The organism is Variovorax paradoxus (assembly GCA_016806145.1).
Classification (GTDB): Bacteria; Pseudomonadota; Gammaproteobacteria; order Burkholderiales; family Burkholderiaceae_C; genus Variovorax.
On sequence record CP063166.1, the window covers coordinates 5619142 to 5641472 of the forward strand.

General features: G+C 69.8%; 19 protein-coding genes and 1 tRNA gene. 10 read left to right on the top strand and 10 right to left on the bottom strand.

Annotated features, from left to right (window positions below; genetic code table 11):
• The first annotated feature begins 122 nt into the window (after positions 1 to 122).
• The 6 genes from INQ48_26275 (at position 123) to INQ48_26300 (ending at position 8391) form a co-directional block, all read left to right on the top strand.
• A complete protein-coding gene (locus INQ48_26275; protein ID QRF60906.1) occupies positions 123 to 986 on the top strand; it encodes an amidohydrolase family protein in 864 nt (287 codons plus the stop codon).
• Between the two features lie 22 nt (positions 987 to 1008).
• Positions 1009 to 2001 carry a tripartite tricarboxylate transporter substrate binding protein gene (locus INQ48_26280; GenBank protein ID QRF56798.1) on the top strand — a complete coding sequence of 331 codons (993 nt, stop codon included), beginning with the start codon at positions 1009 to 1011 and terminating at the stop codon, positions 1999 to 2001.
• Between the two features lie 20 nt (positions 2002 to 2021).
• Positions 2022 to 5090: an FAD-binding oxidoreductase gene (locus INQ48_26285; GenBank protein ID QRF56799.1), complete on the top strand. Its 3069-nt coding sequence runs from the start codon at positions 2022 to 2024 to the stop codon at positions 5088 to 5090.
• Between the two features lie 53 nt (positions 5091 to 5143).
• Positions 5144 to 6028: a LysR family transcriptional regulator gene (locus INQ48_26290; GenBank protein ID QRF56800.1), complete on the top strand. Its 885-nt coding sequence runs from the start codon at positions 5144 to 5146 to the stop codon at positions 6026 to 6028.
• A gap of 253 nt (positions 6029 to 6281) precedes the next feature.
• Positions 6282 to 7271, top strand: coding sequence for an agmatine deiminase family protein (locus tag INQ48_26295; protein ID QRF60907.1), 990 nt, complete (start codon positions 6282 to 6284; stop codon positions 7269 to 7271).
• Positions 7272 to 7299: 28 nt separating this feature from the next.
• Entirely contained in the window at positions 7300 to 8391 is a 1092-nt protein-coding gene (locus INQ48_26300; protein QRF56801.1) for an agmatine deiminase family protein, read from the top strand.
• A 6-nt stretch (positions 8392 to 8397) separates the two neighbouring features.
• Here the strand turns inward: INQ48_26300 and INQ48_26305 are convergent, their stop codons facing one another.
• The 9 genes from INQ48_26305 to INQ48_26345 all read right to left on the bottom strand — a co-directional run bounded on the left by INQ48_26305 (position 8398) and on the right by INQ48_26345 (position 17427).
• Positions 8398 to 10608 (bottom strand): xanthine dehydrogenase family protein molybdopterin-binding subunit, encoded by a 2211-nt coding sequence (locus tag INQ48_26305; GenBank protein QRF56802.1) that lies wholly within the window; start codon positions 10606 to 10608, stop codon positions 8398 to 8400.
• A 5-nt stretch (positions 10609 to 10613) separates the two neighbouring features.
• A complete protein-coding gene (locus tag INQ48_26310) occupies positions 10614 to 11564 on the bottom strand; it encodes a xanthine dehydrogenase family protein subunit M (protein ID QRF56803.1) in 951 nt (316 codons plus the stop codon).
• Complete coding sequence (gene paoA, locus INQ48_26315) at positions 11561 to 12205, bottom strand: aldehyde dehydrogenase iron-sulfur subunit (GenBank protein QRF56804.1); 645 nt, start codon at positions 12203 to 12205, stop codon at positions 11561 to 11563. Before paoA ends, INQ48_26310 begins: the two co-directional genes overlap by 4 nt.
• 416 nt (positions 12206 to 12621) lie before the next feature.
• Positions 12622 to 12709: transfer RNA gene (locus INQ48_26320), tRNA-Ser, on the bottom strand.
• A gap of 35 nt (positions 12710 to 12744) precedes the next feature.
• On the bottom strand, positions 12745 to 14019 hold the full coding sequence (locus INQ48_26325) for an oxygen-independent coproporphyrinogen III oxidase-like protein (GenBank protein QRF56805.1): 1275 nt from the start codon (positions 14017 to 14019) through the stop codon (positions 12745 to 12747).
• Positions 14010 to 14609 (bottom strand): RdgB/HAM1 family non-canonical purine NTP pyrophosphatase, encoded by a 600-nt coding sequence (rdgB, locus tag INQ48_26330; GenBank protein QRF56806.1) that lies wholly within the window; start codon positions 14607 to 14609, stop codon positions 14010 to 14012. The genes INQ48_26325 and rdgB overlap by 10 nt, the downstream gene beginning before the upstream one ends.
• A gap of 52 nt (positions 14610 to 14661) precedes the next feature.
• Positions 14662 to 15393 (bottom strand): ribonuclease PH, encoded by a 732-nt coding sequence (gene rph / locus INQ48_26335; protein QRF56807.1) that lies wholly within the window; start codon positions 15391 to 15393, stop codon positions 14662 to 14664.
• Positions 15394 to 15458: 65 nt separating this feature from the next.
• Complete coding sequence (locus INQ48_26340; protein QRF56808.1) at positions 15459 to 16370, bottom strand: serine/threonine-protein phosphatase; 912 nt, start codon at positions 16368 to 16370, stop codon at positions 15459 to 15461.
• Positions 16371 to 16419: 49 nt separating this feature from the next.
• Positions 16420 to 17427, bottom strand: a complete 1008-nt coding sequence (locus INQ48_26345; GenBank protein ID QRF56809.1) for a serine/threonine protein kinase — start codon at positions 17425 to 17427, stop codon at positions 16420 to 16422.
• A gap of 91 nt (positions 17428 to 17518) precedes the next feature.
• Between INQ48_26345 and INQ48_26350 the strand changes: the two genes are divergently transcribed.
• The 4 genes from INQ48_26350 (at position 17519) to INQ48_26365 (ending at position 21668) form a co-directional block, all read left to right on the top strand.
• Positions 17519 to 18442: a YicC family protein gene (locus INQ48_26350; protein QRF56810.1), complete on the top strand. Its 924-nt coding sequence runs from the start codon at positions 17519 to 17521 to the stop codon at positions 18440 to 18442.
• A gap of 20 nt (positions 18443 to 18462) precedes the next feature.
• Positions 18463 to 19083 (top strand): guanylate kinase, encoded by a 621-nt coding sequence (gmk, locus tag INQ48_26355; GenBank protein QRF56811.1) that lies wholly within the window; start codon positions 18463 to 18465, stop codon positions 19081 to 19083.
• Between the two features lie 30 nt (positions 19084 to 19113).
• Positions 19114 to 19317 (top strand): DNA-directed RNA polymerase subunit omega, encoded by a 204-nt coding sequence (locus INQ48_26360; GenBank protein ID QRF56812.1) that lies wholly within the window; start codon positions 19114 to 19116, stop codon positions 19315 to 19317.
• 95 nt (positions 19318 to 19412) lie between these two features.
• Positions 19413 to 21668, top strand: coding sequence for a bifunctional (p)ppGpp synthetase/guanosine-3',5'-bis(diphosphate) 3'-pyrophosphohydrolase (locus INQ48_26365; GenBank protein ID QRF56813.1), 2256 nt, complete (start codon positions 19413 to 19415; stop codon positions 21666 to 21668).
• 8 nt (positions 21669 to 21676) lie between these two features.
• On the opposite strand, the gene greB is transcribed toward INQ48_26365, so the two are convergent.
• Positions 21677 to 22252, bottom strand: coding sequence for a transcription elongation factor GreB (gene greB / locus INQ48_26370; protein ID QRF56814.1), 576 nt, complete (start codon positions 22250 to 22252; stop codon positions 21677 to 21679).
• Positions 22253 to 22331 lie beyond the last annotated feature (79 nt).

Consider the following 22331-nt stretch of genomic DNA (forward strand, 5'->3'; position numbering starts at 1 on the left):
CCGGTTCACGATGAAGATGACAAAGATGATCTTGCCGCACGCGGGGGGCTCTCAGAACAATAGCCCGCATCTCCAGCCTCCTCTCCATGGCATCGATCTTCTTCTCCATGGCATCGCTTTCCATGCACGACCGGCTTCCTCCGACCCCCGCCATTCCCGACAGCGCCCGGATATTCCCCGAAGGTTCCTGCGACACCCACTTCCACGTCTTCGGCGACGCGCGCGAATTCCCGCTGATCGACGAGCGCTCGTACACGCCGGCCCCGGCCTCGATGGCCGACTACCGGGCCGCCTTCGGCCCGCTGGGCGTCGAGCGCTGCGTGCTGGTGCAGCCCAGCGTCTACGGCCGCGACCATTCGCTGCTCAAGCGCACGCTGCGCGAGGCGGCGCCCGGCAGCATGCGCGGCGTGGCCGTGATCTTCGAGGACACGAGCGAGCGCGAGATCGAGGAACTGCATGCGCTGGGCGTGCGCGGCGCGCGCTGCAACGCGCTGTTCTCGGGCGGCGTGTCCGCCGCCAGCCTGCGCGCCATTGCCGACCGCATCGCGGCCTTCGGCTGGCACCTGCAGCTGCTGGTCGACGTCGAGCACGATCCCGATCTGGTGCCGCGCGTTGCCGCCACCGGGTTGCAGGTGGTGGTCGACCACTTCGGCCATCCGGCGCCCGGCGCGACACCGCAGGGCCGAGGGCTCGCGAACCTGCGCGCGCTGCTCGCGGAAGGGCGCGCCTGGGTCAAGTTCTCGGGCGCCTACCGGCTCAGCGCATCGGCCTGCGCCACCGATCCCGCGGTCATGCCGCTGGCCCATGCGCTGGCACGCGCCAACCCCGAACGCATCCTCTGGGGATCGGACTGGCCGCATCCCGGCATCGACGCGCGCTCCACCGCCAGCAGCGAACTGGCCGGAGCGCTGCGCGGCTGGCTGCCCGACGGGGACCTGCGGCAGGTGCTGGTTCGCAACCCCACGCAGCTTTACTGGAACCATTGATTCATCACAGGGAGACGTTCGAATGACCGACAACAAGTTCAACCGCAGAACCTTCATCCAGGGCGGCGTCGCGCTCGCCGCATCGGCGGCGGCATTGCCCGGCAGGGCGCAGGGCCGCGCCTTTCCGACCAAGCCCCTCACGCTGATCGTGCCCTTCGCGCCGGGCGGCAACGTGGACATCACGGCCCGTACCCTGGGCGTGCCGCTGACGCGGCATGCGGGGCAGTCGGTGATCGTCGACAACCGCGCCGGCGGCGGCGGCGCCGTGGGCACGAGCTGGGCCGCGCGCGCCGAGAACGACGGCCATTCGCTGCTGGTGGCCACGCCGGGCCAGCTCGGCACCCTGCCCGAGATGATCAAGGTGCCCTACCGCGCCGACAACTTCGTGCCCGTGGCCGTGCTGAGCCGCACGCCCGTGGTGGTGGTGGTGCGCGCCAACGATGCGCGCTTCAAGACCGCGGGCGACTTCCTGCAGGCGATACAGGCCCGGAGCGAGAACGTGACCATCGGCCATGCGGGCCCGGGTTCGCCGAACCACCTGGCGCTGCTGCAGCTCGAGGATGCCGCGAAGGCACGCGTCAATGCCGTGCCCTACAAGGGTTCGGGTCCGGCCGTGGTCGACCTGCTCGGCGGCCAGATCGACGCCGTGATCGACCAGATCACGAGCTCGGCGCCGCACATCAAGAGCGGCGGCCTGCGCGCGGTGCTGGTGCTCGGCCCGCAGGTCGGCGGCATGCTGGCCGGCGTGCCGAACCTCGCGCAGCAGGGCATTCCGAGTTTCGACGCCACCACCTTCGTCGGCGTGTTCGCGCCCAGGGGCATCGCGCCGCAGACCGTCGCGAGCCTGCAGGGCTGGATCGCGAAGTCGGTGGCCGAGACCGAGTTCTCGAAGCCAATCCGCGAACTGGGCAGCGAGCCCTTCGCCGAGAGCGCGGCCTATCTGCAGCGATTGGTGCAGGAAGACGCCGTGCTGGCGACGCGGCTGGTGAAGCAAGGCCGCCTCAAGGCGGACTGAGCGGCACTGCACGGCCGGCCATGATCGCCAACGTTCCCCCCCCGGTCACGCTGGCGCAGCACTACCGGCGTTTTCTCGCGGCGCTGGCGGCCGAAGGCTTCGAGGGCGAGATCAGCCAGCGCCACGCCGACCGCACGGTGCTCGCGACCGACAACTCGATCTATCAGCGGCTGCCGCAGGCCGTGGTGTTCCCGAAGCATGCCGAGGACGTGGTGCGACTCGCGACGCTGATGGACCGCGACGAGCACCGGCGCGTGGTGCTCGCGCCGCGCGGCGGCGGCACCGGCACCAACGGGCAGTCGCTGACCGACGGCGTCGCGGTCGACCTCTCGCGGCACCTCGACGGCATCGTCTGGATCGATCCGGTGCGGCGCGTGGCGCGCGTGCAGGCCGGCGTGGTCAAGGACCAGCTCAACGCGGCGCTCGCGCCGCACGGCCTGTTCTTCGCGCCCGAGCTGTCGACCTCGAACCGCGCCACCATCGGCGGCATGGTCGGCACCGACGCGAGCGGCCAGGGCAGCTGCGCCTACGGCAAGACGCGCGACCACGTGCTCGCGCTCGAGGTCGTGCTGCCGGGCGGCGAACGCTTCGAAAGCCGCCCCGCCGGACCCGATGAACTCCAGGCCCATCTGGCGCGCCCGGGCCGCGTGGGCGATGCCTGGCGCTGTGCGCACCGGATCGCCGAGCGCGATGCCGCGCTGATCGAGCAACGCTTTCCCAAGCTCAACCGCTGCCTCACCGGCTACGACCTCGCGCACCTGCGCGAGCGCGACGGGCGCTTCAACCTCAACAGCGTGCTCTGCGGCGCCGAAGGCTCGCTGGGCTTCATCGTCGAGGCCGAGCTCAACCTGCTGCCGATTCCGCGCCACACGGTGCTGGTCAACGTGCGCTATGCGAGCTTCATGGATGCGCTGCGCGATGCCCAGGCGCTGATGGCGCATGCACCGCTGTCGATCGAGACCGTGGACTCGCGCGTGCTGATGCTCGCGATGGAGGACATCGTGTGGCAGGGCGTGGCCGAATACTTTCCCTCGAGCGAAGACAGCGCGCCCACGCGCGGCATCAACATGGTCGAGTTCAGCGGCGATTCGCAGGAGGCACTCGAGACCCGCGTCGCGGCCTTCGTCGCGCACCTCGCGCGCGATGCCGGCGCGGCGCGCCTGGGCCACACCATCGCGGCCGGCCATGCCGCCGTGACCCGGGTCTATGCGATGCGCAAGCGCGCGGTGGGCCTGCTGGGCAATGTGCAGGGCGAGGCGCGGCCGCAGCCCTTCGTGGAAGACACCGCCGTACCGCCCGAGCGGCTCGCCGACTACATCGCCGAGTTCCGCGCGCTGCTCGACGGCCATGGTCTCTCGTACGGCATGTTCGGCCATGTGGATGCCGGCGTGCTGCACGTGCGGCCCGCGCTGGACCTCAAGGACCCGGCCCAGGCCGCGCTGATCCGCCCGCTCTCCGACGCGGTGGCGCGGCTCACGCAGAAGTACGGCGGCCTGCTCTGGGGCGAGCATGGCAAGGGCGTGCGCTCCGAGTACGCACCGGCCTTCTTCGGCCCGCTGTATGCGTCGCTGCAGGAACTCAAGGCCGCCTTCGATCCGCGCAACCAGCTCAACCCCGGCAAGATCGCGACGCCCGCGGGCATCGACGCGGCGCTGCTGCGCATCGACGAGGTGCCGATGCGCGCCGACGCCGACCGCCGCATCGACGAACGCGTGTGGCAAAGCTATGCCAGCGGCCTGCATTGCAACGGCAACGGCGCCTGCTACGACTTCGACCCCGACGACGCGATGTGCCCCTCGTGGAAGGCCACGCGCGAGCGCCGCCATTCGCCCAAGGGGCGCGCTTCGCTGCTGCGCGAATGGCTGCGGCTGCAGGGCGAGGCCGGCGTCGACGTGCTGCAGGCCGCGGCGCGGCAGCCCTCGTTCCTGGCCGGGCTGCCCGCGCGCTGGCGCAACGGCCGGCGGCGTTCGAACGCAGACGACTTCTCGCACGAGGTCTACGAGGCGATGGCCGGCTGCCTGGCCTGCAAGTCCTGCGCGGGGCAATGCCCGGTGAAGGTCAACGTGCCGGAGTTCCGTGCGCGCTTTCTCGAGCTGTACCACGCGCGCTACCTGCGCCCGCTCAAGGACTACTTCATCGGCTCGCTCGAATACAGCATGCCCGGCCTTGCGCTCGTGCCCGCGCTCTACAACCGCCTGATGGACCTGCCCGCGGTGCGCGGCCTGCTCGCGCGGCATGCCGGCATGGTCGATGCGCCGCTCTTGAGCCGCTTCGATTTCGGCGCCACCCTGCGGCGCTGGAACGTGCGCCACGCCACGCCCTCGGCGCTGGCGCGGCTGAGTGCCGACGAGCGCGCGCGCTCGGTGGTGCTGGTGCAGGACGCCTTCACGCGCTACTTCGAGACGCCGGTGCTCGCGGCTTTCATCGCGCTGGCCGCGCGGCTGGGCTACACCGTGTGGCTCGCGCCCTTCAGGCCCAACGGCAAGCCGCTGCAGGTGCAGGGCTTTCTGCGCGCCTTCGACCGCGCGGCGCGCCGCAACGCCGACATGCTCGATGCACTGGCCCAAGGCGGTGTGCCGCTGGTCGGCCTCGATCCCGCGATGACGTTGGTCTACCGGCAGGAGTACGCCAAGCTGCCGCGGATGGCGCGCCTGCCTTCGGTGCTGCTGCCGCAGGAGTGGCTGCTCGACGCGCTGCCCGCCGAAGCGCCGCCGCGTGCTGTGCCGGGCGACTTCCGCCTGCTTGCGCATTGCACCGAGAAGACCAACGCGCCCGCGGCCGCCGCGCTGTGGCCCCGGGTGTTCGCGCGCGCCGGCCTGCGGCTCGAGGCACAGGCCAGCGGCTGCTGCGGCATGTCGGGCACCTACGGCCACGAGCAGCGCAACCTGCAGACCTCGCAGCAGATCTTTTCGCAGTCGTGGGCGCCGCTGCTGACGGCCGAGCCCGCGCCGGCGGAATTCCTCGCCACGGGTTACTCGTGCCGCAGCCAGGTCGAGCGGCTGCAGGCGCGACGCCTGCGCCATCCGGTGGAGGTGCTGGCGCAGCTGTATGGCGCCGGCTGCGAAGAGGACGCCGCCACCGCACGTTGAACCCCGTCGATGAAAGGCGCTATCTTGTGCGCCGATCCATCGACCGGGTTCCCATGTCCAACGCCAGACTGCCCTCCTTCAAATTCCTGATCGGCTTCGAAGCGGCCGCGCGCCTGGGCAACTACTCGCGCGCGGCCGAGGAGCTTCACGTCTCGCAATCGGCCATCAGCCACCAGATCGCGCAGCTCGAGCAGCAGGTCGGCCAGCCGCTGTTCCGGCGCAAGGGCCGCGGCGTGGAGCTGACCGTCGCCGGCGGCCTGTTGCTCGACAGCGTGGGCAAGTCGCTCGAGCAGATCCGCCACGGCCTGCACCGCATCGAGACCTACATGGACGACCGCCTCGTCACGCTGGTCTGCCCCGCGCCCGTCGCGCACGGCTGGCTGCAGCCGCGCATTGACCGGCTGCTGCAGGCGCATCCCGATCTGTGCCCGATCGTCTCGGTCGACGAGAGCGCCCGCTTCATCGATGAGCTCGACGTGGACATCGCGATCACGCGCGAACCGCTGCAGCAGCCGGACGTGTTCGAGGTGCCGTTGCTGAGCGACGAACTGGTGGCGGTTTGCGTGCCCGGCGTCGACTCGGAGGCCGCGCCCGGCCTGCTGAGCCTCGAGGCCGACCTCACGAGCGACCGCATCGGCCCCTTCATCCGCGAGCACTTCGGCCCGCTGCGCAAGGCCGCGATCTACGACGACCCGCGCCTGCTGCTCGATGCCGCGCTGCGTGGGCGCGGCATCGCGCTGGTGTCGCGGCTGTCGGCCGACGATGCGCCGCGCGACGGCCGCTTGCGCCACCTGGCGGCCTGGCCGAGCCTGCCGCTCGGCAGCCTCTGGATCTCGCGCACCCAGGGCCCGTCGCGGCTGCCGCTGGTGCGCGAGGTGTTCGATAGCCTGCTGGGGTTCGCGCGTGAAGACGGTCATTTCATGAGCCATATCGATTGATATGACCAAGAAAGATCAATTGTGCGGATGAATGAGCGTCTACAGAATCCGGGACTCCGTAGAAACCCTGATTCTCATAACGACTCGACGAACACTCCTGGGCCTCGGTGGCCTGGGCCTCTTCCATGGACTGCTGAGCGCCTGCGGCGGGGGCGGCGGCAATGCCGGCGGCCCCGCGCTCCCCTTTCCGCCGCCGGCGCCCGCGCCCGCGCCCGCGCCCGCACCTTCCCCCGCGCCCGCCAGCACCTGGCGCATGCCCGACGAGGGCGGTGCCCATCGCGCAGTCTGGATGGCGTTCGCCGCGCGCGAATCGATCTGGAGCGCCGAGCTGCGCGAGCCGGTGCAGCGCGCGCTGGCACGCATCGCCAATGCGATCAGCGTCCATGAGCCGGTGAAGATGCTCGTGAACGCCGAGGATGCCGCCACGGCGCGGCAGCTCTGCGGCTCCAACGTGCAGCTGATCGAACACCCGATCGATGACCTCTGGATGCGCGACACCGGTTGCGTGTTCGTGCGCAACGCCCGCGGCGAGCGGGCCGCCGTGAACTTCAACTTCAACGGCTGGGGCCGCAAGCAGCCGCATGCGCGCGACGCCACGGTGGCGGCGCGCATGGCCGGGCTCGCGGGCGTGCCGCTGCTGCGCAGCCGCCTGGTGCTCGAAGGCGGCGGCATCGAGGTCGACGGCGAAGGCACGGCCATCGTCACCGAGAGCTGCGTGCTCAACGAGAACCGCAACCCGGGCGTGACCAAGGCCGCGGCCGAGGAAGAGCTCCGGCGCCTGCTGGGACTCACGAAGATCATCTGGCTGCCCGGCATCGCCAACCGCGACATCACCGATGGCCATACCGACTTCTATGCACGCTTCCTCAAGCCGGGCGTGGTGGTGGCGGCACTGGACAACGACCCCGAGTCCTTCGACCATGCCGTGACCCGGCGCCACCTGGAACTGCTGCGCACGGCGACCGATGCGCGCGGACGCGCCCTGCGCATCGTCACGCTGGCCACGCCGGGCCGGGTGCGCCCCATCTACGCACGCAAGGAGTTCGCGGCCGGCTACGTGAATTTCCTGCTGACCGACAAGGCCCTGTTCCTGCCCGAGTTCGGCGATGCGGCGGCCGATGGGGCGGCCCGCGCGGCGCTGTCCGCGGAACTGCCGAGCCACCAGGTCGTGCAGCTCGACATCGATGCCATCGCCGCGGGCGGCGGCGGCATCCACTGCACCACGCAGCAGGAGCCGGCGTGACCCCGAACGCTTTCGCCAGGAGACCGACATGCATTTCTCAATGACCCGCCGCCGCCTGACCAGCGCCCTCGGCCTCGCGCCGCTGGGCTGCATCGCCATCGCACCCGCAGCCGCGCCCGACAGCTGGCAGATGCCCGACGAGGCCGCGCCGCACCGCGCCACCTGGATGTCCTTCGGCCCGAGCGAGGCGATCTGGGGCCGGCGCCTGCTGACGCCGGTGCGCCAGCACCTGGCCCACATCGCGCGCACCATCGCCGAGTTCGAACCCGTGCACCTGCTGGTGCGCGAACGCGAACACGACCTCGCCGCGCGCCTGTGCGGCAACCGCGTGCGGCTCGAGGTGCAGCCGGTGGACGACCTCTGGATGCGCGACACCGGGCCGGTGTTCGTGCGCAATGGCGCGGGCGAATGGGGCGGCGTCGACTTCAACTTCAACGGCTGGGGCGGCAAGCAGGCCCATGCCGACGATGCCGAGGTGGCCGGCTATGTGAGCGGTGCCGCCAAGGCGCGGCCGCTGGCGACGGAGCTGGTGCTCGAGGGCGGCGGCATCGAGGTCGACGGCGCGGGCACGGTGCTGATCACCGAGAGCTGCGTGCTCAACGCCAACCGCAATCCCGGCTGGCGCAAGCAGGACTGCGAGGCCGAGCTGCGGCGCCTGCTGGGCCTGCGCAAGATCATCTGGCTGCCCGGCATCGCGGGCCGCGACATCACCGACGGCCACACCGACTTCTATGCGCGCTTCGCGGCACCGGGCATCGTGGTGGCGGGCCTGGAGAACGACCCCGATGCCTACGACCACGCCGTGACCCGGCGCCACCTCGAGATCCTGGGGCAGGCCACCGACGCGCGCGGCCAGCGGCTGCGCGTGGAAGTGCTCGCGGGACCGGACACGGTGCGCGACGCGTACGACAGTGAGGAGTTCGCGGCCGGCTACATCAACTTCTACGTCTGCAACGGCGCCGTCATCGCGCCGCAGTTCGGCGATGCGCGCGCCGACGGCAACGCCCGCGCACTGCTGCGCGAGCTGTTCCCGAAGCGCGAGGTGGTGCAGCTCGACATCGATGCGATCGCCGCGGGCGGCGGCGGCATCCACTGCACCACGCAGCAGCAGCCGCGCTGAAGTTCCTCAAGCCACCGGCGGCAACCGATCGAGCAGCTTGTCGAGCGTGATCGGATAGCTGCGCACGCGGATGCCGGTCGCGTTGTAGACCGCGTTGGCGACCGCGGCCGCGACGCCGCACATGCCGAGCTCGCCCACGCCCTTGGCTTTCATCGGCGAGGAGATCGGATCGGTCTCGTCGAGGAACACCACGTCCTGGTGCGGGATGTCGGCATGCACCGGCACCTCGTAGCCCGCGAGGTCGTGGTTGACGAAGAAGCCATGCCGCTTGTCGACCGCCAGCTCCTCCATCAGCGCGCCGCCCACGCCCATGGTCATCGCGCCGATCACCTGGCTGCGCGCGGCCTTGGGGTTGAGGATGCGGCCCGCGGCGCAGACCGCGAGCATGCGCCGCACGCGGATCTCGCCGGTGACGGCATCGACGCCGACCTCGACGAAATGCGCGCCGAAGGTCGACTGCTGGTACTTCTTGTCGAGGTCGCCGTACTCGATGCCGTCCTCGGCCGAGAGGCCCTCGGCGCCCGCGGCCTCGGCCAGCGGCACCGTGCGTTCGCCGGCGCGCACCATGCCGTCGGCAAATCTCGCATCGGCGACCGCGAAGCCCAGCTTGCCCGCCACCGCCTCGCGCAGCTTCATGCAGGCCGCGAACACGCCCGAGGTCGAGTTGTTCGCGCCCCACTGCCCGCCCGAGCCGGCCGAGGCCGGGTAGGCCGAATCGCCGAGCCGCACCTGCACCTTGTCGAGCGGCAGCCCCATGGTCTCGGCGGCGGTCTGCGCAATGATGGTGTACGAGCCGGTGCCGATGTCGGTCATGTCGGTCTCCACCGTGACCATGCCGCGGTTGTCGAGCCGCACGCGCGCGGCCGACTTCGTGAGCAGGTTGTTGCGGAAGGCCGCGGCCACGCCCATGCCCACGAGCCAGCGGCCGTCGCGCTGCTGCCCCGGCGCCGCGTTGCGCCGGTTCCAGCCGAAGCGCTCGGCGCCGGTGCGCAGGCACTCGATGAGGCTGCGCTGCGAGTACGGGCGCTCGGGCTTCTCGGGATCGACCTGGGTGTCGTTGAGCACGCGGAACGCGATCGGATCGAGCGCCAGCTTCTCGGCCATCTCGTCCATCGCGACCTCGAGCGCCATCAGGCCCGGCGCCTCGCCGGGCGCGCGCATCGCGTTGCCCTCGGGCAGGTCCAGCACCGCAAGCCGGGTGGCCGTGAACCGGTTCGCGCCGGCATACAACAGCCGCGTCTGGTTGACCGCCGTCTCGGGCTGGCCACCCTCGAGGTCGCCCGACCAGCCCTCGTGCGCGATGGCCGTGATGCGGCCGTCGCGCGCGGCGCCGATGCGGATGCGCTGCACGGTCGCGGGCCGGTGCGTGGTGTTGTTGATCATCAGCGGCCGCGTCAGCGCCACCTTCACGGGCCGGCGCGCCGCGCGCGCGCCCAGCGCGGCGAGCAGTGCATCGGCGCGCACGAACAGCTTGCCGCCGAAGCCGCCGCCGATGAAGGGCGAGACCAGGCGCACGTTCTCCTTCGGGATGCCCAGCGTCTTGGCGACGTCGCCGACGCCCCAGGCGATCATCTGGTTGGCGGTCCAGATCGTGAGCCGGTCGCCCTGCCACTGCGCGATGGAGGCATGCGGCTCCATCATCGCGTGCGACTCGTCGGGCGTGCTGTAGGTCGCGTCGAGCTGCACCGGCGCCGCGGCGAAGGCGCCCGCGAAATCGCCGACCCTGGTCTCCGGCTCGCCCGACATGGGACTGGCCTTGGGCGGCTTCGCCGACGCCATCTCGGCCGCGAGGTCGAAGCGGCCGGCCGCGCGCGTGTACTCGATGCGCACCAGTTGCGCCGCAGCGCGCGCCTGCTCGAAGCTCTGGGCCACGACCACGGCCACCGCCTGGTGGTAGTGGTCGATCTCGGGGCCTGCCAGCAGCTTGGCCGTGTTGAAGTCGCCCTTGGCGAGCTTGCCGGCATTGCGCGCGGTGACGATAGCCAGCACGCCCGGCGCGGCCTGCGCCGCGCGCAGGTCCATCGAGGCGATGCGGCCCTTGGCGATGCCGGCGCCGATCACGTAGCCGTAGGCGGCGCCCGGCACTTCGGCATGGCGTTCGTAGGCATAGCGCGCGCTGCCGGTGGTCTTGACCGGGCCGTCAATGCGGTCGGTGGGCCGGCCGATGACCTTGAGCTGGTCGATCGGGTTGGTGGTCGCGGGGGTGTCGAATTTCATGATGTTCAGCTCCTCGCCTGCACCAGGGCCGCCGCGAGCGCGCGTTCGGCCAATGGCAACTTGAATGCGTTCTCGTGGGTCGGCCGCGCATCGGCCAGCAGCCGTGCGCTCACCGCGCGCGCGCCCTGCGGCATCGCGGCCTCGGCGGCCTCGATGCGCCACGGCTTGTGCGCCACGCCGCCGAGCGCCACGCGCCCGGTGCCATCGCGCTGCACGATGGCCGCCACCGACACCAGTGCGAAGGCATAGGAGGCGCGATCGCGCACCTTGCGGTAGACCTGCGTGCCGCCCACGGGCCGCGGCAAGGTCACGCCGGTGATCAGCTCGTCGCGCTCGAGCGCGGTCTCGATGTGCGGCGTGTCGCCGGGCAGCCGGTGGAAGTCGGCGATGGGAATCACGCGCGTGCGTCCATCGGGCTTCACGGTCTCGACGGCCGCGTCGAGCACGCGCATCGCCACCGCCATGTCGCTCGGATGGGTCGCGATGCAGGCCTGGCTGGCGCCGATCACCGCGAGCTGCCGCGTCACGCCGCCGATGGCGCTGCAGCCGCTGCCGGGGCGGCGCTTGTTGCAGGGCTGGTCGGTGTCGTAGAAGTAGGGACAGCGCGTGCGCTGCAGCAGGTTGCCGGCCGTGGTCGCCTTGTTGCGCAACTGGCCCGAGGCGCCGGCCAGCAGCGCGCGCGACAGCACGCCGTAGTCGCGGCGCACGCGCTCGTCGGACGCCAGGTCGGTGTTGCGCACCAGCGCGCCGATGCGCAGGCCGCCGTCGGTGGTCGGCTCGATGCGGTCGAGCTTCAATGTGTTCACATCGACCAGGTGCACCGGCGCCTCGATCTGCAGCTTCATCAGGTCGAGCAGGTTGGTGCCGCCCGCGATGAACTTGGCGCCGGGATGGCCGGCCACGGCCGCCGCGGCCTGCGCGGGCGTTTGCGCGCGTTCGTAGGTGAAGGGCTTCATGCGCGGCTCCCGGCCACCTCGGTGATGGCGTCGACGATGTTCGAGTAGGCGCCGCATCGACAGATGTTGCCGCTCATGCGCTCGCGCAACTCGTCGGCCGACAGCAGCGGCCGCGCCATGAGATCGGCGCTCACGTGGCTGGGCACCCCGCGGCGCACTTCGTCGATGGCGCCGACCGCCGAACAGATCTGGCCCGGCGTGCAGTAGCCGCACTGGTAGCCGTCGTGCTTGACGAAGGCCGCCTGCAGCGGATGCATGGCCTGCGGCGTGCCCAGTCCTTCGATGGTCGTGACCTGCGCGCCCTCGTGCATGACCGCGAGCGTGAGGCAGGAATTGATGCGGCGTCCGTCGAGCAGCACGGTGCAGGCGCCGCACTGCCCATGGTCGCAGCCCTTCTTGGTGCCGGTCAGGTGCAGGTGTTCGCGCAGTGCGTCGAGCAGGGTCGTGCGCGTGTCGAGTTCGAGCGCATGCGATTGGCCGTTGACCTGCAGCGAGAGTCTGGTGGGAGGCATGTTCGTGGGCGGTGGTGATGCCGCGGCCGGCGCGGCCGCGGCGGGCAGGTGGGACGAGACCGCCGCGGCGGTGGCGGCGGTCGCGATGAGCGCGTCGCGGCGGGTGATTGATGTCGTGGGGCTTTCCATGGGGACTCCTGTTGTTCGAGGGTCGGGTGCGCGTGGGAACACTCTGATAGCGCGAGCCACCGGGGTTCGCAGTAGGAGAAGGGATGTTGTTGGGTCCCGTGGGGGGCTCGTCGCGCGAGGACGCTGGGCGGCCAGCGCTCGTTCGCCCGTCCGGTGCGGGCGTGGCGAAGCACCATTCTTGGGACGTGCTCGAGGAATCGATTGCGCGTTTCGCGCGTTTTCTTGCCTGATTCGACGAGCTTGCGCGGGCGCGCGGCGATGCGAACGTCCGCGTGTAAGAAGGCGGGCTTACAAGTGGCTGTGGCTACGCCTGACGCTGCGAGCCAGCAACACGGTCGCGCCTACCTGCATCCCAACGAAAAAAGTCCCGTTGCATGGGCTGCGCGGGACTTTCAAGAACTGGCTTGGATCGATCTTGGCGGAGAGTGTGAGATTCGAACTCACGGACGGTCGCCCGTCGGCAGTTTTCAAGACTGCTGGTTTAAACCACTCACCCAACTCTCCGAAGCCCGCAATTCTATGCCGAGCCCGCCCCGTGCTCAGTCCTCGGGCAGGAACAGGGTCTGCAGGTCGCTGAGGAAATCGAGCCCGCGCTCGGTGGGCCACACGCGGCTCAGGTCGCGTTCGACGAGGCCCTTGCGCTCGGCCTCCTCCAGGCCGCGCTGGATCGCGGTGAAGGCCAGGCCGGTGCGTTCGCCGAACTGCATCAGCGTGAAACCGGCCTTCAGACGCATGGCGTTCAGCATGAACTCGAACGGCAGGTCGGCCAGCGCGACCTCGTCGCTCTGCGCGACGGCGGTGCCGGCACGGGCGTTGTCCATGTACAGGCGCGGCTCGCGAAAGCGCACCTGGCGCACGATGCGATGGGCGAAGCTGAGTTTGCTGTGGGCGCCGGCGCCGATGCCGAGGTAGTCGCCGAACTGCCAGTAGTTGAGGTTGTGCGCGCAGGTGTGGCCGGGCCGCGCATAGGCCGAGACCTCGTAGCGCGACATGCCGATGGCGCCGGTGCGCTCGGTGATGCGGTCGAGCATGGCGTAGGCGATGTCGTCCTCGGGCAGCTGCGGCGGGAACTTGGCGAACCAGGTGTTCGGCTCGATGGTGAGGTGATAGACCGACAGGTGCGGCGGCGCGAGCGCGAGCGCCTGCGTGAGGTCGGCGTCGAGCTGCTCGAGCGACTGGCCCGGCAGCGCGTACATGAGGTCGAGGTTGAAGGTGTCGAACGAGGCCGCGGCCTCCTCGGCGGCGGCGATCGCCTGGGCGCGGTCGTGCACGCGGCCCAGCGCCTTCAGGTGCTCGTCGTTGAAGCTCTGCACGCCCAGCGACAGCCGCGTGACGCCGGCCGCGCGGTAGGCGCGGAAGCGGTCGCGCTCGAAGGTGCCGGGGTTGGCCTCGAGCGTGATCTCGCAGTCGGGCGTGAGCTTCAAGCGCGCGCGCACGTCGCCCAGCAGGCGGTCGATGGCCTGGGGCGAGAACAGGCTCGGGGTGCCGCCACCGATGAAGATGGCCTGCACGCCACGGCCCCAGATCAGCGGCAGCGCGGCATCGAGGTCTGCAATGAGCGCGTCGATGTAGGCGGACTCGGGCATGCCGTCGGCCTCGGTGGGGCTCGTGGCGCGCCACTCATGGGAATTGAAATCGCAATACGGGCACTTGCGCAGGCACCACGGCAGGTGGATGTACAGCGTGAGCGGCGGCAGCGCCGTCAGCTGCAGCGGGCCGGGGCGCATCCAGTGCAGCACGTCGTTGGCATGCGGCGCGCCGACCGGCGCGGCGGGCTGGATGGGAACGACGGACGAGGGAGCGCTCACAGCCATCGCTCGCGCATCAGCGCCAGCATGGCGCGCGCGGCCTGGCCGCGGTGGCTGTGGGCGTTCTTCACCTCGGGCGTGAGCTGGGCGAAGGTCTTGCCGAAGGCGGGCAGGAACATCACGGGATCGAAGCCGAAGCCGTTGTCGCCGACCGGCGCCGGTGCGATCTCGCCGGCGACGCGGCCCACGGCGATCAACGGCTCGGGGTCGTCGTGGCGGCGCAGCGCGACCAGGGTGCTGACGAGCGCGGCGCGGCGGTTGGCCTGTCCGGCCAGTTGCTCGAGCAGCGCCTTCACGTTGTTGGCATCGCCCTTGGGATAGCCGAACTGGGTGGCGTAGTAGGCGGTGTCGACGCCCGGCAGGCCGCCGAAGGCATCGACGCACAGGCCGGCGTCGTCGGCGATGGCGGGCAGGCCGGTGGCGGCGCTGGCGTGGCGTGCCTTGGTCAGCGCGTTCTCGACGAAGGTGCGGAACGGCTCCTCGGCCTCGCTCACGCCGAGCTCCGACTGCCGCACGAGCGTGACGTCGAGTTCGGCGAAGAGCTGCTGCAGTTCGGCCAGTTTGCCGGCGTTGTTGGAAGCCAGGACGAGTTTCATACGTGGAAAGGAATATCGGCGGCGGCCTTCTGCGGGCCGCGGTTCATGGCTGCTACTTCGACTGCAGGGCCTGCTGCTGCAGGACGACGAGTTCGCCGATGCCCTTTTCGGCCAGGCCCAGCAGCAGGTTCATCTCTTCGCGCGTGAAGGCCACGCCCTCGGCCGTGCCCTGCACTTCGACGAAGTGGCCGGCGCCGGTCATGACGACGTTCATGTCGGTGTCGCAGGCGGAGTCCTCGGTGTACTCGAGGTCGAGCAGCGGCGTGCCGCCGACGATGCCCACCGAGATGGCGGCGACGTGGCCCTTGATCGGCGAAGCGGCCAGCGCTCCGGCGGCGATCAGTTTGCTGACGGCATCCTGCGCGGCGACGAAGGCGCCGGTGATGGCGGCGGTGCGGGTGCCGCCGTCGGCCTGCAGCACGTCGCAGTCGAGGTGGATGGTGCGTTCGCCGAGCGCGGCGAGGTCGAACACGGCGCGCATCGAGCGGCCGATGAGGCGCTGGATTTCCTGCGTGCGGCCGGTCTGCTTGCCCTTGGCGGCCTCGCGGCTGCTGCGGGTGTGGGTGGCGCGCGGCAGCATGCCGTATTCGGCCGTGACCCAGCCTTCGCCGCTGCCCTTCTTGTGCGGCGGCACCTTCTCCTCGACCGAGGCGGTGCACAGCACGCGCGTCTGGCCGAACTCGATCAGCACCGAGCCCTCGGCGTGGATGGTGAAGCCGCGCGTGATGCGCACGGGGCGCAACTGGTCGGCGGCGCGGCCGCCGCTACGGGTGAAAGCTGTCATGGTCTGGTGAAGAAAAAGGAAAGGAAAACGCGGGTGCGCCCCCGGTCGGGATGGCGCGGAACGATTCAGGTCTTGCGGGCCGCCGAACGCCGGATGGCTTCGTTGATCTCGGCGATGGAACGCTCGATGGCGTCCTCGTCGAGGTCCTCGATCTCGTCGTCGGCGAGCATGCCGGCCTGGATGGTCGAGGCGAACACGCCGTCGCTGATGCTGTCGGTGGAGATGCCGGGCTCCTCGCCGGGTGCATCGGGCATCTCCCACTCGAGCGCGATCAGCGTCACGTTGTCGCTGTGCGAGCCGCCCTTGCGCAGCGCCATCTCGGCGAGGTCGGGCGCGGCATCGGACACGGGCTTGCCCGACGACAGGGTGTGGACGATGAGCGCGTCGTCGAGCACGCCCCAGACGCCGTCGGAACACAGCATGATGCGGTCGCCGCGCTGCAGCGCGAGCGGGGCCGACACGTCGAACAGCGGCGTGGTGGGCGAGCCCAGGCAGGTGAGCAGCAGGTTGCGGTTGGCAGGCGAGGACTCGGACACGCCGCGGTGGCGCGGGCGCTCGGCATGCGAATGGTCGAGCGTGCGCACCAGCAGGCGGCCGTCGCGCACGACGTACAGGCGCGAGTCGCCGCAATGCATCCAGGTGGCCATGCCGGCCTGCAGCACGGCCGCGACGACGGTGGTGCGCGGCGTGTCGAGCATGGCCTTGCTGCTGGCGTAACGCATGATCTGCTGGTGCGCGGCCATCGCCGATTCGGCGAGGAAGGCCTTGGGCTCCTTCACCATCGGACGCGCCTCGCGCTGGTAGAGCGCGGCCACGGTCTGCAGCGCGATCTGCGCTGCCACCTCGCCCTCGGGATGCCCGCCCATGCCGTCGGCCAGCACGAACAGGCCCGATTCGCGCGTGTAGCAATAGCCCATGCGGTCTTCGTTCTTGACGCGGCCGCCCTTGCGGCTGACCTGGAAGACGGAAAACTTCATGGCCGCGTCTCCAGGCGGGCAAGGATCGAGGAGGCGATGCGCTGCGTCTTCATGCCGGACGGGTCGTCGGTGCCGCCGCGCGGGGCGCGCTCTTCTTGTCGAAGGAGCGGATGTTGTCGATCGAGAGGCGCACCTTCTCGCTCACCGTGAGCTTGGTGTAGCGGCGCTCGCCCTCGCGGCTGAGTTCCTTCTGCAGCGCGAACACGGACTGCGGGCGCGAGAGCGGATCGAGCGACATGCACCACTCGACCACCTCGATGAGGTTGTCGGAATAGACGCCACGCAGTCGCGACAGCGAGAGGCTCAGGCGGTCCTTCTCGATGCGGCGCGGCGCGTCGTTGGGCGGGTAGCCCTGCATGCAGGCGTAGATGCAGGCGCCGATCGCGTAGATGTCGGTCCAGGGGCCCATCGACGAATCGCGGCGGTACATCTCGGGCGCGGCGAAGCCGGGCGTGTACATCGGGCGGATGAAGATGCCTTCCTTGCTGAGCACCTCGCGCGCGGCGCCGAAGTCGATCAGCACGGCCCGGTCGTCGTCGGTGACGAAGATGTTGGCGGGCTTGATGTCGAGGTGCAGCATCTTGTACTGGTGCACGATGCGCAGGCCACGCAGGATCTCGTCGAACAGCGAGCGGATGGTCGATTCGCGGAACACCTTCTGCCGCTTGAGGTCGCGCGCGGTGACCACGAAGTCCTGCAGGGTCGCGCCCTCGAGGTAGTTCATGACCATGTAGACGGTCTCGTTCTCGCGGAAGAAGTTGAGCACGCTGACCACCGAGGCATGCGAGATCTGGGCGAGCGAGCGGCCTTCCTCGAAGAAGCTCTTGAGGCCGAGGCGGTACAGCGAGAGCTTCTCGGCCGGCACCTGCGGGGCGAGTTCGCCGGGACCGCGGGTGGCGAGCGAAGACGGGAGATACTCCTTGACCGCGACCTGCTGGCCGCTGGGGTCGATCGCCAGGTACACCACCCCGAAACCGCCCGCCGACAACCTGCGAACGATGCGGTAGCCACCGATGATCGTATCGGGCGGCAGAGGTGACGGCTTGACCTTTGACATAATCCGGGAGTTTCGCCCGAAGGCGATGGTGCGGCAAGCGAACGCCGTGCCGGTGCCTCGGTGAATGCAAGCAGAACCACAGAGAGGCGCAATGCCAGTTTACAGCATGACCGGCTATGCCAGCGGCCAGAACGGCCCCTCGGGCAGCCACGCCGAAGCCGACGCGCGGCCCTCCGCCGCGGGCCGGCTCGGGGTCGAAATCCGCTCGGTCAACAGCCGCTTTCTCGACCTCACCTTCAAGCTCCCCGAAGAGCTGCGACAGCACGAGACCGCACTGCGCGAACTGCTGACCGGCCGCCTCAAGCGCGGCAAGGTCGAGCTGCGCGCGGCCATCGAAAGCAATGCCCAGGGCGGCGTGGCGGAGCCCTCCGTCAAGCTGCTGCAGCGGCTCAACGGCGTGCAGGACGGCATCAAGGCCTGGCTGCCCGGTGCGCGCGAACTCAGCGTGGCCGACGTGCTGCGGCTGGCCGGCAGCGACAGCGCGCCGCGTGGCGACTGGGGCGCCGACCTGCTCGAGGTGGCCGGCAAGGCACTCGAGGCGCTGGTGTCGGCCCGCCAACGCGAAGGCGCGCGGTTGGCCAAGATGCTCGAGGCCCACCTGGGCCAGCTGCGCGAACTGGTCGCGCAGGCCGGCCCGCTGGTGCCGCAGCTGGTCGAACAGCAGCGCACCCGCTTCCTCGAACGCTGGCAGGAGGCCATGGGCCTGGGCGCCAACGGCGGCGGCACGCTGCCCGAAGCGGCGCAGGACCGTGCGCTGACCGAGGCGACCGCGTTCGCGATCCGCATCGACGTGGCCGAGGAACTGACGCGGCTGAACTCGCACCTCGACGAGATCGAGCGACTGCTCAAGAAGGGCGGCGAGATCGGCAAGCGGCTCGACTTCCTGATCCAGGAGCTGCACCGCGAGGCCAACACGCTGGGCTCCAAGTCGGCGGCGCTGGAACTCACGCGCATCGGCGTGGACATGAAGGTGCTGATCGAGCAGATGCGCGAGCAGGTCCAGAACATCGAGTGAGCGAGCGAGTGAAGGAAAGCATGGACTATCCCGGCAACATCTTCGTGGTTGCGGCGCCCAGCGGGGCCGGCAAGTCGAGCCTGGTGAAGGCGCTGATGGAGCTCGACTCGGCGGTGCAGCCCTCCGTGTCGCACACGACGCGCCCGCCGCGCGGACAGGAGAAGCACGGCCGCGAATACTTCTTCGCCTCGACCTCGGAGTTCGACGCGATGGTTGCCTCGGATGCCTTCGTCGAATGGGCCCACGTGCACGGGCAGCGCTACGGCACCTCCAAGAAGGCGATCGAGGAACGCATCGCCCAAGGCGCCGACGTGATCCTCGAGATCGACTTCCAGGGCGCGCTGCAGATCCGCAAGGCCTTCGCGAACGCGGTGATGATCTTCATCCTGCCGCCGAGCTGGGAAGAACTGCGCTCGCGGCTGGAGCGCCGGGGCGAGGACAGCGCCGCGGTCATCGAACTGCGGCTGCAGAACGCCGCCGAAGAGATGGCGCAGGCCGGGAAATTCGATTTCGTTATAATCAACGAGTTATTTGAGCGCGCACTGTTCGATCTCAAGGCGATCGTCCACGCTCAGCGGCTCCGGTACTCCGCACAGCGACGCGCGCGTGCCGACACTTTCGCCGCCTTGAACATCCCCTGATTCCACGCTCACCGACCGAAAGATCCCATCATGGCCCGCATCACCGTCGAAGACTGCCTGCAGCAGATCCCCAACCGCTTCCAGCTCGTGCTCGCCGCGACCTACCGCGCGCGCATGCTGAGCCAGGGCCATGCCCCGAAGATCGAAAGCAAGAACAAGCCGGCCGTGACCGCGCTGCGCGAGATCGCCGAAGGCAAGATCGGCCTGGAAATGCTCAAGAAGGTTCCCGGCTGATCGCTGACGCAGGCTTGCAACGGAAAAGCACCGCGACGCGGTGCTTTTTTTACGCCTGATCACGTCCACACAGCGGTCACGCTAAAGTGATAGCCATGAGCGCGGTCGCAAAATCTCAGTCCCATGCCCCTGCGGGCACGCCGAAGCCGAGCCCGGCGGCGCTGAATGCGGCCGCCGCCAGCTTCGCGGCCCTGACGGCGCGGCTCGATTACCTGGGCCCCGAAGACACCGATCTGGTCCGCCGCGCCTACCGCTTCGCCGACGAGGCCCACCTGGGCCAGCTGCGCAACAGCGGCGAGCCCTACATCACACATCCCATCGCCGTGGCGGCGCAATGCGCCGAATGGAAGCTCGACGCGCAGGCCCTGATGGCCGCCCTGCTGCACGACGCCATCGAGGACTGCGGCGTCACCAAGCCCGAACTGATCGAGCGCTTCGGCGCGCCGGTGGCCGAACTGGTCGACGGCCTCACCAAGCTCGACAAGCTGCAGTTCAACACGCGCGAGGAGAACCAGGCCGAGTCCTTCCGCAAGATGCTGCTGGCAATGGCGCGCGACGTGCGCGTCATCCTGGTCAAGCTGGCCGACCGCACGCACAACATGCGCACGCTGGCCGATGCGCCGCGCGAGAAATGGGCCCGGATCTCGCGCGAAACGCTCGAGATCTACGCGCCGATCGCGCACCGGCTCGGCCTTAACCAGACCTACCGCGAGTTACAGGAACTGTCGTTCCGGCACCTCAAGCCGTGGCGTTATGCAACGCTGGCCAAGGCCGTGGCCAAGGCGCGCGGCCGCCGGCGCGACCTGATCCAGAAGGTGCAGCGCGAGGTCGAGACCGCCTTCGCCGCCGCCAACATGACGCTGCGGATCGCGGGGCGCGAGAAGACGCTCTATTCGATCTATCGCAAGATGGAAGAAAAGCACCTGAGCTTCGCTCAGGTGACCGACATCTACGGCTTCCGCCTGATCGTGCCGAACGTGATCGCCTGCTACACCGGCCTGGGCATCCTGCACCAGATGTACAAGCCGCTGCCGGGCAAGTTCAAGGACCACATCGCGATCGCCAAGCTCAACGGCTACCAGTCGCTGCACACGACGCTGGTGGGCCCGGCGGGCGTCAGCGTCGAGTTCCAGCTGCGCACCGACGCCATGCACGTGGTGGCCGAATCGGGCGTGGCGGCGCACTGGCTCTACAAGGCCGCGGACCCGAGCACGGCCAGCAACGACCGCCTGGGCACCAAGTGGCTGCAGTCGCTGCTCGACATCCAGGACGAGACGCGCGACGCCGCGGAGTTCTGGGACCACGTCAAGGTCGACCTGTTCCCCGACGCCGTCTACGTCTTCACGCCCAAGAGCCAGATCATGGCGCTGCCGCGCGGCGCGACCGTGGTCGACTTCGCCTACGCGATCCACAGCAACATCGGCGACCACACATCGGCCGCGCGCATCAACGGCGACCAGGTGCCGCTGCGCACCGAGCTCAAGAACGGCGACGTGGTCGAGGTGATCACCGCGCCGGTCTCCACGCCCAACCCGGCGTGGCTGGGCTTCGTGCGAACCGGCCGGGCGCGCTCGAAGATCCGCCACTACCTCAAGACCCTCGCCCATGCCGAATCCGAAGGCCTGGGCGAGAAGCTGCTGGCGCAGGCCCTGCGCGCCGAAGGCCTGGGCAAGCTGCCCGAGGACGACGCCGAGCACCAGCCGCTGTGGGAGAAGCTGCTGCGCTTCACCGGCAACCGCTCGCGCGCCGAACTGCTGACCGACATCGGCCTGGGCAAGCGCATCGCGAGCATCGTGGCCAAGCGGCTGATGGCGCTCATGGCCGAGCTCGGCGAACGCCCCGACGCGCTGCTGCTGAGCCGCGAGCGCTTCATCTCGCACGAGACCATCTCGCAGGGCGCGGTCACGCTCGACGGCAGCGAGAACTCCTCGGTGCGCTTCGCGCTGTGCTGCCGGCCGATCCCGGGCGATCCGATCGTGGGCTATCTCGGCCACGGCGAAGGCCTGGTGGTGCACACCGAGGCCTGCGGCGTGGGCCAGCGCCTGCGCCACAAGGACAGCGAACGCTTCTTCGCGGTGGAGTGGGCCGACGAGCCGACGCGCGCCTTCGAGACCGGCGTGATCATCACCGTGCGCAACGACAAGGGCGTGCTGGCGCGCGTGGCCGCCACGCTGGCCGATGCCGAGGCCGACATCACCCACGTCGAGATGGCCGACGAGACGCCGCAGGATTCGACCGACCTGCGCTTCGTGATCGCGGTGCGCGACCGCTCGCACCTCGATGCGGTGCTGCGCTCGGTGCGCCGGACCACCTCGGTGCTGTCCGCGGCGCGCACCGTTCCCGCGGCCTGATTGCCTGATTAAACGGCGGCCGGCCCTGGCGCCGGATAGACGACCGACAGCAACTCGACCTCGTGCGTGCCACCCGGCGTGACGAGCTTGACCACATCGCCCTCCCGCGCCTTCAGCAGCGCCCGCGCGATCGGCGAGATCCAGCTGACCTGCGACTGCGCGCTGTCGGCCTCGTCGATGCCGAGGATCGTCACGCTGCGCTCGTCGCCGTTCTCGTCCGCGTAGCGCACCGTGGCGCCGAAGAAGACCTGGTCGCTGCCGTGGTGCACCGAGGGATCGGTCACCTCGGCGATCTCGAGCCGCTTGGTGAGGAAGCGGATGCGGCGGTCGATCTCGCGCAGCCGCTTCTTGCCGTAGAGGTAGTCGCCGTTCTCCGAGCGGTCGCCGTTCTTGGCGGCCCAATGCACGGCCTCGACCACCTTGGGCCGCTCCTCGTCCATCAGCTGCAGCAGTTCGGTGCGCAGCCGCGCATAGCCGGCGGGGGTGATGTAGTTCTTGCCGCCCACGGGCAGCGGCGGCATGGCGCCGTCGGCGCCATCGTCGTCCGCGTCGGAATCGGTTTCCTTGGTGAATGCCTTGTTCAAGCGACGCCTCCGGAGATCGAAAGACAAGCGTGGCGTCCGCCCTGCGCGGACGAGCCTCGTACCCAAAAGAAAAGGGTCA

Excerpts from the sequence above, each read along its gene's own strand:
- INQ48_26345 (QRF56809.1), bottom strand. The coding sequence starts at position 17,427 with ATGTCAAAGGTCAAGCCGTCACCTCTGCCGCCCGATACGATCATCGGT.
- rdgB (QRF56806.1), bottom strand. The coding sequence starts at position 14,609 with ATGAAACTCGTCCTGGCTTCCAACAACGCCGGCAAACTGGCCGAACTG.
- rph (QRF56807.1), bottom strand. The coding sequence starts at position 15,393 with ATGACAGCTTTCACCCGTAGCGGCGGCCGCGCCGCCGACCAGTTGCGC.
- INQ48_26300 (QRF56801.1), top strand. The coding sequence starts at position 7,300 with ATGCATTTCTCAATGACCCGCCGCCGCCTGACCAGCGCCCTCGGCCTC.
- INQ48_26305 (QRF56802.1), bottom strand. The coding sequence starts at position 10,608 with ATGAAATTCGACACCCCCGCGACCACCAACCCGATCGACCAGCTCAAG.
- INQ48_26325 (QRF56805.1), bottom strand. The coding sequence starts at position 14,019 with ATGGCTGTGAGCGCTCCCTCGTCCGTCGTTCCCATCCAGCCCGCCGCG.
- INQ48_26350 (QRF56810.1), top strand. The coding sequence starts at position 17,519 with ATGCCAGTTTACAGCATGACCGGCTATGCCAGCGGCCAGAACGGCCCC.
- INQ48_26290 (QRF56800.1), top strand. The coding sequence starts at position 5,144 with ATGTCCAACGCCAGACTGCCCTCCTTCAAATTCCTGATCGGCTTCGAA.
- INQ48_26275 (QRF60906.1), top strand. The coding sequence starts at position 123 with ATGCACGACCGGCTTCCTCCGACCCCCGCCATTCCCGACAGCGCCCGG.
- gmk (QRF56811.1), top strand. The coding sequence starts at position 18,463 with ATGGACTATCCCGGCAACATCTTCGTGGTTGCGGCGCCCAGCGGGGCC.
- INQ48_26295 (QRF60907.1), top strand. The coding sequence starts at position 6,282 with ATGCCCGACGAGGGCGGTGCCCATCGCGCAGTCTGGATGGCGTTCGCC.
- INQ48_26360 (QRF56812.1), top strand. The coding sequence starts at position 19,114 with ATGGCCCGCATCACCGTCGAAGACTGCCTGCAGCAGATCCCCAACCGC.
- INQ48_26340 (QRF56808.1), bottom strand. The coding sequence starts at position 16,370 with ATGAAGTTTTCCGTCTTCCAGGTCAGCCGCAAGGGCGGCCGCGTCAAG.
- INQ48_26280 (QRF56798.1), top strand. The coding sequence starts at position 1,009 with ATGACCGACAACAAGTTCAACCGCAGAACCTTCATCCAGGGCGGCGTC.
- INQ48_26310 (QRF56803.1), bottom strand. The coding sequence starts at position 11,564 with ATGAAGCCCTTCACCTACGAACGCGCGCAAACGCCCGCGCAGGCCGCG.
- paoA (QRF56804.1), bottom strand. The coding sequence starts at position 12,205 with ATGGAAAGCCCCACGACATCAATCACCCGCCGCGACGCGCTCATCGCG.
- INQ48_26365 (QRF56813.1), top strand. The coding sequence starts at position 19,413 with ATGAGCGCGGTCGCAAAATCTCAGTCCCATGCCCCTGCGGGCACGCCG.
- INQ48_26285 (QRF56799.1), top strand. The coding sequence starts at position 2,022 with ATGATCGCCAACGTTCCCCCCCCGGTCACGCTGGCGCAGCACTACCGG.